Here is a 10,492-nt window from a genome sequence, read left to right as displayed (position 1 = left end):
GTAATCAGTCGCAATTCTATCACCTGTAAAATTAACAGTCACTTAAACTCGATTAGCGGGTACATAACCAAAGCGAGTGAATAACCGCAGGTATAAAAAATATAAAGCATAAAATAATATTAATAACCAAATCTTTACCAACACCGGCTTTTAAAAACACAGCCACAGGTGGTAAAAACAATGACAAAATAATTAATAACAGTTTGTTATCCATAGTATTCCCTTGTTGATTAAGTTATTTGAGCATAGTCAATATTGTTGAAATCGCCTATAAGAAAACACTTATTTTGAATGCAAAAAAGCCCTACCTGAGTAGAGCTTTGATTTGAACACACAATGATTATTGTATGTGCGTGCTGAAGCACGCACTAAAATTAGTTACTGCGAACTGATACAAACTCAGGGTAAGCATCAATACCACAGTCATGTTGATCCATACCGTTTAATTCTTCTTCTTCGGTAACACGGATACCCATGGTATTTTTCAGAATTGCCCATACGATTGATGACGCGATAAACACAAACCCTAAGATACACACTAAGCCAATTAATTGATTAACGAAGGTTGCATCTGAGTTTGAAAGTGGTACTAGCATAATGCCTAATGCACCACACACACCGTGTACAGAAATCGCACCGACAGGGTCATCGATTTTTGCTTTATCAAGTGCAACAATACTAAATACAACCAGTGAACCGCCTAGTAGACCTAATAGACAAGCAAGTAATGGTGTTGGTGATGCTGGCTCAGCCGTAATAGTGACAAGGCCTGCTAACGCACCGTTTAATACCATAGTTAAATCAGCTTTCCCCCAAAGCACTTTACATACGAACAGTGCTGCAATAGCTCCACATGCCGCTGCTGCGTTAGTGTTTAAGAAGATTTTACCCACAGCTGTTGCATTTTCAGCGTCAGAAACAAGCAGCTGTGAACCACCGTTAAAGCCAAACCAACCCATCCAAAGGATTAATGTGCCTAATGTGGCAAGTGGTAAGTTAGAACCAGGAATTGGGTAAATTTCACCGTTTTTACCGTATTTACCTTTACGAGCCCCAAGGAAAAGCACACCAGCTAGCGCTGCTGCAGCACCTGCACCGTGAACAATTGCAGAACCTGCAAAGTCAACAAAGCCCATTTCAGATAAAAAGCCTGCGCCCCAAGTCCAATAACCTTCAATCGGGTAAATGAAACCTGTCATTACAACAGTGAAGATCAAAAATGCCCATAACTTCATACGCTCAGCAACAGCACCAGATACAATAGACATAGCTGTAGCAACGAATACAACTTGGAAGAAGAAATCAGACTCTAATGAGTGATTTGCATCAGCTGCTTGCGTACCAATTAACGCACCAAAAGAAGGAACAAAACCACCTTCTGCGTTATCAACATACATGATGTTATAACCCACAAGTAAGAACATGGTGCAGGCGATCGAGAAAAGTGCTACGTTTTTAGTTAGTATTTCTGTTGTATTTTTTGCACGAACTAAACCCGCCTCAAGCATCGCAAAACCGGCAGCCATCCACATGACTAAAACACCCGACATCAAAAAGTAAAAAGTGTCGAGTGAGAACTTCAACTCTACAATCGTGTTTTCCATAAATCCCCCTTAAATTGCTTCTTCATCAAGTTCGCCGGTACGAATACGGACGATTTGGTCTAGGTCGTAAACAAAAATTTTGCCGTCACCAATTTTGCCTGTTGAAGCAATTTTCGTGATGGTTTCAACAACGCGTTGACAATTTTCGCTACGAGTTGCAATTTCAAGTTTAATTTTAGGAATAAAATCGACTTGGTATTCAGCTCCACGGTATAGCTCAGTATGTCCACGTTGGCGGCCAAAGCCTTTAACGTCGACAACTGTCATCCCCTCAATGCCTAAATCAGCCAGTGCTTCACGCACATCATCAAGTTTGAATGGCTTTATTATTGCACTAATCATTTTCATAGTGGCCCCCTTCGGACGCTTATTGTTATCCTGTTGTCTTTAACAATCCAACCTTTGTGCCACTATTTTTTATTATTTATTTTCAACGATTTAAATACAATCAGCCACTTACAAACAAAAAAAATGCACCACAAGGGTGCATTTTTTTAACAATTAACCAGCACTGGTGCAATTCAAGCAATGAAACCTTGATTATAGCAAAGCAAACATTTCGTTATTTAATTATGCTTAGTAATTGCTATGCATCCACGCAGTCGTAAAGTAGTTATTTTTCAATCGGTTAGAAACAGTTTTAATCTCTCAAAATGATTAAGTCTTATTGCGTATTGGTGCTACAAACGTACTACGCAGTTACGCTGTTGCTGTTTAGCTTGATATAAAGCTTTATCAGCTAAGCGCATTGCAGCTGTGAGTGAGACATGTTGAAATGCGGTCATACCAATGCTGATAGTGAGTGAATAAGGTTCGCCATTAATTGAAAATTGGTGCTCAGCAAGTTGTTCTCTAAAACTATTTAGCCTTGCCTCTGCTTTTTCAAGATCCATGTTGTCTAACACAACTGCAAATTCTTCCCCACCAATGCGAGCAATTGTGAAGTCGTCGAACTTGCTTTTTAAAAAGCTTGTTACTTGCTTTAATGCATGATCACCCGCTTCGTGACCAAACTGATCGTTAATAGTTTTGAAAAAATCAATATCGAGTAATGCAAGCACATTCTCTTGTTCGGTTTTCTTTAGAATTTTCTCGGCGTATTGATAAAAATAACGGCGGTTATGAAGCCCAGTTAAGTGATCTCTGTATGCACTTTCTTTAATGTCTGCGATTAGGGCAAGCTGTTCCATCGTCTGCATTACACGGCAATGAAACTCTTCATTCATAAATGGCTTGGTCAAAAAGTCATTGGCACCGTACTTGATAAAACGTGCCGATAAACCGTGCTTACCTGCGCCTGATAAACCAATAATAGCTAAGTCATCACGGCCTCGAAAATTACGCACTGCTTTAACAAGCTCAAAACCATCCATCGTTGGCATTGCATAGTCAGTCAAAAGAAGCTTTATTTCAGGATCATCTTTGAGCATTTGCAATGCTTGCTCACCATCATGGGCATCACTTACATTAAAAAGCTGCTTTTCTAGCATTTGCTTCATCAAGGTGCGGCTTAATACCGAATCATCGGCAACAAGTGCCTTTGAACCATGGTTTCTGAGTAATTGTGCAACAAGCTTAATGGCATAGTGGTATGAGTCACGATTATCTTTAACAACATAATCAACCACACCAAGTTCTAGCATTTGTTGACGAATGTATTCATCAATTTTAGACGTTAACACAACGGTAGGAATATTCTTTGATAAGGTGTATTTAGCCACTTCACCGTTCATCGCATCAGGCAGTGTTAAGTCAACTAAAGCGAGGGTATAGTCATGCTCAGCGATTAAATCGATACCTTCTTGCAAAGACCAAGCAAAGTCGACATCCACATCTAAATAGTGGGCAGATAAGTGGCGTAACACTTGCTGTACTACTTTACTGTCTTCAACAACTAACACTCTTTGCATTGCAACTTCTCTTTTCTATGCACATGTACACAAATTACCAACATGCCAAATATACGTTATTTTTTAATCTAGCTAAATGATTAAGCAAAATATCTTTATTAAAAAGTACTTTTTTGTAATTAACTGCGCAGTTTACAGAATCTTCCTATTTAACAGCTATTATTGGTCACTAGTCTCAATAGTTTGTCTTCAAGCGAGCTTTTCTCTTTAATAGCAGCAACTCGAATAATAAGGAATCAACATGAAACTAGTTAGTTTTATTGGCTTGTCAGTAACAGCCCTAACACTGACCTTCAGCACACCCAGCTTTGCTGATAATGAACGACGCATAGACGTTGACAGCAGTGTTGTTACAGAACATAAAGCACGTATTAACGGTGAACGCTTCTCTTATACTGCAACAACAGGTACCCAACCAGTTTGGGATGAACAAGGTAATGCGGTTGCAACGCTGCAATATACTTATTATACCCGCGATAAAGTAGACGACAGAACAAAACGCCCATTGGTTTTTTCATTTAATGGCGGCCCTGGTTCTGCGTCAGTGTGGATGCACCTTGCCTATACTGGACCTCGCGTATTAAAAATTGATGACGAAGGCTACCCAATTCAACCCTATGGCGTAAAAGATAACCCATATTCAATTTTAGATGTGGCTGATATTGTTTATATCAACCCCGTAAACACGGGTTACTCTCGCATCCTTGAAAATGATAAAGGTGAGTTACCAAGCAAAGCTGACCAACAAAAAATGTTTTTTGGTGTAAACGCCGACATCAAATACTTAGCAGAGTGGTTAAATACCTTTGTGTCGCGCAACGAGCGCTGGCGCTCACCTAAGTTCTTAATTGGTGAAAGCTATGGTACAACTCGCGTTTCAGGCCTTGCTCACGAATTACAAAACCGCCAGTGGATGTATATCAACGGTGTTATTTTAGTATCACCAACTGAAATTGGTATTAAACGCGAAGGTCCTGTAGAAGCTGCAAATCGTCTACCGTACTTTGCCGCAACGGCTTGGTACCACAAAGCCCTCAGCGCAGACCTACAAGCAAAAGACTTAGATGAGTTACTACCTGAAGTTGAAGAGTTTACCGTTAATAAGTTCTTACCAGCAATTGCTAAAGGTGGCTTCTTGGCTGCCGATGAAAAACGCGCAATCATCAAGCAAGCAGCACAATACGCAGGTTTATCTGAAAAGTTTGTTGAACAAAACAACCTTGATATTCCAACTAACTTCTTCTGGAAAGAGCTATTACGCGAGCGCGGTCAAACGGTAGGTCGTTTAGATTCTCGTTATTTAGGTATTGATAAACGTGATGCAGGTGAATCACCTGATTACTGGGCAGAGCTTACCTCATGGTTGCACTCATTCACGCCAGCAATTAACTATTACCTACGTGAAGAGCTTAACTACAAAACAGATATCAAATATAACCTATTTGGCAATGTTCACCCTTGGGATCGTACTGGTAATAACACAGGTGAAAATTTACGTTTAGCGATGGCGCAAAACCCATACTTAAATGTAATGATCCAATCAGGTTACTACGATGGTGCAACTAATTACTTTGATGCTAAATACACAATGTGGCAATTAGACCCGAGCGGCAAAATGAAAGACCGCCTAAGCTTTAAAGGCTACCGCAGTGGTCACATGATGTATTTACGTCACGCTGATCTTGAATCATCAAATAATGACTTACGTGAGTTTATCCTTAAATCACTACCAGCTGAAGGCAAAGCAGCTAAGTACTAACTAGACGATGACTCATTTAGAAAGAAAAAGCCCGTTTTACACGGGCTTTTGTTTATCCACTAATCTATTTGGGTATATACTCAAGTCATTGATTTAAGGAATTGGATAATCACAACATGGCTGAAAAATTTCGTGTGATGTTTGCAGGGCTAGAAGCCGGTGTTGATCAAGCACATGCTACTGAGCAACTTGCAGCAAAATTAAAAACAAATACAGATAAAGTAGCCACTCTTTTTGAACATAAACCACTCTTTGCCCCTAGCGAACAAGAAAAAGCATTAAAGCAAGCAAAGCTATTAGCAAGCGTAGGGATTAAAGCAAAACTCCAGCCAGTCAATCAAAACCAAGTTAATCAACAAACGAATGCAAGTCTTGAGGCTAAACAACGTGATGAACGCATTTTTGATGCCTTAGATTACATTACAAGCAGCCTCATTCGCCTTGAAGAAAAGCTTGATGATCTAGAGCAGCGCTTGCCTGAGAGTGAGAGTACCAATCCACAAGATAGCGACGATAGCTGGCAAGAAGATGACTTGCTACTGGAAGAAGAGTTAACAGAGCCCGTTAAAAAACGCTCTAATACATTACTTTATTCACTCATCGCCATGGTGATTTTGTTATTAGCTATTCTTGGCGTTGTAGAGCTTTTTCCTGAGTTTTTCTCTTTTTTAGAAAGTTAACACCTATATTGACATGAGCAACACGCGAGCAGAAATCAGACAATCTATTCGAAAAAAGCGCAATTCACTGACTGTTGAACAACAAAAAAATGCAGCAATTGCGCTAAAAGTGAATTTTACTCAACACTTAAAATCACTAAAAATCGCTAAAAACGCCCACATCGGCATTTATTTCAGCAATGATGGCGAACTAGACACCTCATTGTTAATTAAAGAATTATGGATGCAAGAACAGCATTTATACCTGCCTATAATTCACCCCTTCAATGGCACGACTTTGTACTTTCAGAGGTATGAAGAAAATTCACCCATGACCGCAAACCGCTATGGTATCTTGGAGCCCAAGTTGAATTGCAGTCAAATATGTCCTTTAGACAAGCTTGATATTTTACTTATGCCATTAGTGGCATTCGATGATCAAGGTAACCGTTTAGGAATGGGCGGTGGGTTTTATGACAAAACATTGGCACGGTATTACCAAGAAAACTGGCAAAAACCGATTTTGATAGGCCTTGCCCATCAATGTCAGCATGTTTCAGCATTGCCAATTGAATCGTGGGATGTACCGTTAAAACACATTATAACCCCAGAGAAAATCTACCAATGGTAAGCAAACTATTTGTATACTATAGGCCCTCTCTGACAGCTAACTGAGCACATAATTATGACGCAAGATGAATTAAAAAAAGCCGCTGCCTGGGCAGCACTTGAGTTTGTAAATGAAAACACCATTGTTGGTGTAGGTACAGGCTCAACAGTCAATCATTTTATTGATGCACTGGGTACTGTAAAAGACACCCTTATTGGTGCAGTTTCAAGCTCTGAGGCTTCAACTGAAAAGTTAAAAGCACTGGGTATTGAAGTGTTTGAACTAAACGAGGTATCAAGCCTTGATGTGTATGTTGATGGCGCAGACGAAATCAACCCACACAACGAAATGATCAAAGGCGGTGGTGCAGCGCTGACACGTGAAAAAATCGTTTCAGCAGTCGCAAAACAATTTGTTTGTATTGTTGATGAATCTAAAGAAGTAACAACATTAGGGGCTTTTCCACTACCGGTTGAAGTGATCCCAATGGCACGCAGCTATGTAGCTCGTGAACTCGTAAAACTAGGCGGTGATCCTGTTTACCGTGAAGGTGTTGTAACAGATAACGGTAACGTCATTTTAGACGTGCACAATTTAGATATCAGCAATGCCAAAGAATTAGAACTAACAATCAATCAGATTGTGGGTGTAGTAACAAACGGCTTATTTGCCCATCGCGGTGCAGATAAAGTCATTATCGGCACCAAAAATGGGCCGCAAATCAAGTAAATAGGAATGAGGATATGAGTAAGGTATCGTTAGCAAAAGACAAAATTAAAATTCTCTTGCTGGAAGGCGTGCATCAAAGTGCTGTCGAAACGCTTAAGCGTAATGGCTACAGTAATATTGATTACGTAAAAACCTCCTTACCTGAAGACGAGCTCATTGAGCGCATTAAAGATGTGCACTTTGTAGGACTTCGTTCTCGCACTCATATTAATGAAGCGGTATTAGAAGCAGCTGATAAGCTCGTGGCAATCGGCTGCTTCTGTATCGGTACTAACCAAGTCGATCTGCAAGGCGCCCGTGAACGTGGTATTGCGGTATTTAACGCACCATTCTCAAACACCCGTTCTGTTGCAGAATTAGTACTAGGTGAAATTTTATTACTCCTTCGCGGTATTCCAGAGCGTAATGCTCTCGCGCACCGTGGTGGTTGGTTAAAATCTGCCAACGGCTCATTTGAAGCACGTGGTAAAACGTTAGGTATTATTGGTTACGGCCACATTGGTACACAGCTAGGGATCATGGCTGAAAACATCGGTATGAACGTTGAGTTTTACGATATTGAAGACAAGCTTACACTGGGTAATGCAACGCAAGTTCATAACCTAACTCAGTTACTACAACGTGCCGATGTGATTAGCTTACACGTACCAGAAACACCGCAAACGAAAAACCTAATTGGTATGGCTGAGCTTGAAGTAATGAAGCAAGGCGCCATCTTGATCAATGCTTCTCGCGGTACGGTTGTTGATATCGATGCATTAGCAGAATCATTGCGTGATAAAAAGCTGAGCGGCGCAGCAATCGACGTATTCCCTGTAGAACCAAAATCAAATGATGAAGAGTTCGTATCACCGCTGCGCGAGTTCGATAACGTAATTCTGACTCCACATATTGGTGGTTCAACACAAGAAGCACAAGAAAATATCGGTATTGAAGTAGCGGGCAAACTTGCTAAGTACTCAGATAATGGTTCAACCATTACGGCAGTTAATTTCCCTGAAGTATCACTGCCTGAGCTTGCAAACCGCAGCCGCTTATTACACGTGCACCACAACCGCCCAGGTGTTCTAACGCAAATTAACCAAGCGTTTGCACAGCACGGCATCAACATCGCCGCCCAGTACTTACAAACTGACGAAGCGATTGGTTACGTGGTCATCGATGTAGATACCGACCACTCTGAAGTAGCCCTCAAAGAACTAAGTGCCGTTGAAGGTACAATCAGAGCACGTATCCTCCACTAATCATTCGCATATAGAATCATTAAAAAGCGCAACCAGTTAAACTGCTTGCGCTTTTTTGTAGAACAAAACTTTAAGGTAGGTTGGTTTGAGCGTAGCGAAACCCAACACGGGAACCTAGCTTGAAGCCGTAAATTTTAAACTCTAAGTCAAAATAACTCATCGTAGGCGTGAAATTTATTTCGCGCGATGGCTTATTTCCTGTAAATAACACACAAAAAATTTCAGGTGAACAGCCAAAGTAGCAGCAAGCTTGTGATTATTCTCATTACGCCACTGCAAAACTAATAGGGTGTACCTTGGTAAGGTTAACGTTTTGTTTAGCTTGCCAAAGATTGTAATTATCCTGCATCGATAGCCAACTTTCAGGGCTTCTACCCAAAGCCTTAGATAACCTTAATGCCATTTCAGGAGTAATAGAGCTCTGCCCCTTAAGGACTCTGTTAAGAGTTGAAGGTGAGACATCCAACTGTTTCGCGACAAATCTACAGCTGTAACCGAAAGGCTCCATATATACATCGGAAATAAATTCACCCGGATGCGGTGGATTATGCATAGTCATTAGTGATAATCCTCGTAGTTTAATATGTAGGCGTTACCATCTTTGAATTCAAATGTTACTCGCCAATTACCATTTACAGTTATTGACCAAACACCATCTCGATTGCCTTTTAATGGGTGCAACTTAAATCCGGGTAAGTCGATATCTTCAATAATCGAAGCGGTATCTATAGCGGCTAGTTGCATTCTCAAACGGCGCTCGTGTTTGGCTTGAATCCCTGCTTTGCTTCCAGTCTCGAAGAACTTTTTCAAGCCTTTATGTTTGAATGTCTTGATCATTGCCAAAGTGTAGCGTGTTGCGCAACAGGTGTCCACTTAAAATGTAACCCCCTTACTTAGGGGGAATAGCCCGTGGGTTAAAATTTGAGGCGGAGCAAAAACCAACGCGGTAATTAAAAGCTTTAAGCCGTAAATTTTAAGCGCTAAGTCAAAACGGCTCACCCTAGGCGTGAAATTTATTTCGCGCGAACATCAGCTACTGAAGATAACTTTCCGGTAGTATTTCCTTAGTTAATTTGTTAAGAATGTTTTTATTATTTATTTGTGCAGTTTATAAACAACCAAATTATTGAGAGTCAAAAGGAATTTGAGTCATGGATGAAATATTTGCATTTGCCGATGAAAGTGCACCTCAAAAGGATGTCCCTGCCACACGATAGGTATAATTGCTATTCCCAAGCACTACTTCGCTGCATTCAATCAAAAGATTTCTGACATTTACGATAATAGTGGTCTACAAGGTGAAATAAAATGGGAAAAAGTTAGGAAAAGTGCTGGTCAGATAAATTTATGTATAGATATATTGAGATTCATATTAACTAGTCCTGTTTCATTTCATGCTATAGCAGTACATAAACAACCTTATAGAAAGTGGCATAGCAATGAGGAGACAGCTTTTTACACAACTTATGATTTCCTCATCCGTGAGAGTAGCCGTTCGAAAAATGCAAAAATAACTGTCTTTGCAGATCAAAAATCTAGCTCTTATTCAAAACAAAATGAAGTAATGCAGATAGTAACAAATCATATGTTAGCGAAGCTGCCAACATGTTCAAAAGTACATCATGTTGCAATGGAAGATTCTAAATATCACTGGGGCTTACAAACAGTAGATATATTAACTGGTGCAGTTAACAGCAGTTATCAATTGTTTTTTAATCCTTCGGCACAAATGCAGCTAGCTAAGAAAATAGCTATAAGTAAAATGGCAAGTCTTCTAGGTTGGGATTCTCTAGCATACGATACAATGCCGAACAATGACTTTAATATTTGGCACTTCCCTCTGGAAACGAGAGCTATTCCTGCAACAAAGCAAGTTATACCAAACTTTTCAATAACTAATATAAGTAGAGAGGAGTTTGAGTATTATATGAGAATTAACAAATAATTTTACTTTATTACTAATCACTTTCTTTGCGA

At 40.0% G+C, this 10,492-nt stretch carries 12 protein-coding genes; 6 read left to right on the top strand and 6 right to left on the bottom strand.

Translation table 11 applies throughout. The annotated features are described in order from the left end of the window. Nucleotides 1–52: 52 nt before the first annotated feature. The 4 genes from LY624_RS04165 to LY624_RS04150 all read right to left on the bottom strand — a co-directional run bounded on the left by LY624_RS04165 (nucleotide 53) and on the right by LY624_RS04150 (nucleotide 3,514). Nucleotides 53–214, bottom strand: a complete 162-nt coding sequence (locus LY624_RS04165; protein WP_083515349.1) for a YqaE/Pmp3 family membrane protein — start codon at nucleotides 212–214, stop codon at nucleotides 53–55. A 160-nt stretch (nucleotides 215–374) separates the two neighbouring features. Further along, nucleotides 375–1,604 carry an ammonium transporter gene (locus tag LY624_RS04160; protein ID WP_062570248.1) on the bottom strand — a complete coding sequence of 410 codons (1,230 nt, stop codon included), beginning with the start codon at nucleotides 1,602–1,604 and terminating at the stop codon, nucleotides 375–377. Nucleotides 1,605–1,613: 9 nt separating this feature from the next. Beyond that, nucleotides 1,614–1,952, bottom strand: coding sequence for a P-II family nitrogen regulator (locus LY624_RS04155; protein WP_054554260.1), 339 nt, complete (start codon nucleotides 1,950–1,952; stop codon nucleotides 1,614–1,616). A gap of 332 nt (nucleotides 1,953–2,284) precedes the next feature. Next, a complete protein-coding gene (locus LY624_RS04150) occupies nucleotides 2,285–3,514 on the bottom strand; it encodes a response regulator (RefSeq protein ID WP_130151010.1) in 1,230 nt (409 codons plus the stop codon). 241 nt (nucleotides 3,515–3,755) lie between these two features. On the opposite strand from LY624_RS04150, the gene LY624_RS04145 reads away from it, so the two are divergent. The 5 genes from LY624_RS04145 (at nucleotide 3,756) to serA (ending at nucleotide 8,515) form a co-directional block, all read left to right on the top strand. After that, nucleotides 3,756–5,273: a S10 family peptidase gene (locus LY624_RS04145; RefSeq protein WP_341803925.1), complete on the top strand. Its 1,518-nt coding sequence runs from the start codon at nucleotides 3,756–3,758 to the stop codon at nucleotides 5,271–5,273. A 116-nt stretch (nucleotides 5,274–5,389) separates the two neighbouring features. Further along, nucleotides 5,390–5,953 (top strand): hypothetical protein, encoded by a 564-nt coding sequence (locus LY624_RS04140; protein ID WP_341803924.1) that lies wholly within the window; start codon nucleotides 5,390–5,392, stop codon nucleotides 5,951–5,953. Between the two features lie 13 nt (nucleotides 5,954–5,966). Next, a complete protein-coding gene (locus LY624_RS04135) occupies nucleotides 5,967–6,563 on the top strand; it encodes a 5-formyltetrahydrofolate cyclo-ligase (protein WP_341803923.1) in 597 nt (198 codons plus the stop codon). Between the two features lie 54 nt (nucleotides 6,564–6,617). Further along, on the top strand, nucleotides 6,618–7,271 hold the full coding sequence (rpiA, locus tag LY624_RS04130) for a ribose-5-phosphate isomerase RpiA (protein WP_130151006.1): 654 nt from the start codon (nucleotides 6,618–6,620) through the stop codon (nucleotides 7,269–7,271). A 14-nt stretch (nucleotides 7,272–7,285) separates the two neighbouring features. Further along, on the top strand, nucleotides 7,286–8,515 hold the full coding sequence (serA, locus tag LY624_RS04125; RefSeq protein ID WP_130151005.1) for a phosphoglycerate dehydrogenase: 1,230 nt from the start codon (nucleotides 7,286–7,288) through the stop codon (nucleotides 8,513–8,515). A gap of 265 nt (nucleotides 8,516–8,780) precedes the next feature. On the opposite strand, the gene LY624_RS04120 is transcribed toward serA, so the two are convergent. After that, a complete protein-coding gene (locus LY624_RS04120) occupies nucleotides 8,781–9,074 on the bottom strand; it encodes a HigA family addiction module antitoxin (RefSeq protein ID WP_054554253.1) in 294 nt (97 codons plus the stop codon). Next, nucleotides 9,074–9,352 carry a type II toxin-antitoxin system RelE/ParE family toxin gene (locus tag LY624_RS04115; RefSeq protein WP_054554252.1) on the bottom strand — a complete coding sequence of 93 codons (279 nt, stop codon included), beginning with the start codon at nucleotides 9,350–9,352 and terminating at the stop codon, nucleotides 9,074–9,076. Before LY624_RS04115 ends, LY624_RS04120 begins: the two co-directional genes overlap by 1 nt. A 376-nt stretch (nucleotides 9,353–9,728) precedes the next feature. Between LY624_RS04115 and LY624_RS04110 the strand changes: the two genes are divergently transcribed. Continuing rightward, nucleotides 9,729–10,460 carry a DUF3800 domain-containing protein gene (locus tag LY624_RS04110; protein ID WP_130151004.1) on the top strand — a complete coding sequence of 244 codons (732 nt, stop codon included), beginning with the start codon at nucleotides 9,729–9,731 and terminating at the stop codon, nucleotides 10,458–10,460. Nucleotides 10,461–10,492: the final 32 nt, after the last annotated feature.

The organism is Pseudoalteromonas sp. N1230-9 (assembly GCF_032716425.1).
GTDB lineage: Bacteria > Pseudomonadota > Gammaproteobacteria > Enterobacterales > Alteromonadaceae > Pseudoalteromonas.
Note: the sequence above shows the minus strand (reverse complement) of the source record. Positions and strands in the feature narration are given on the sequence as shown.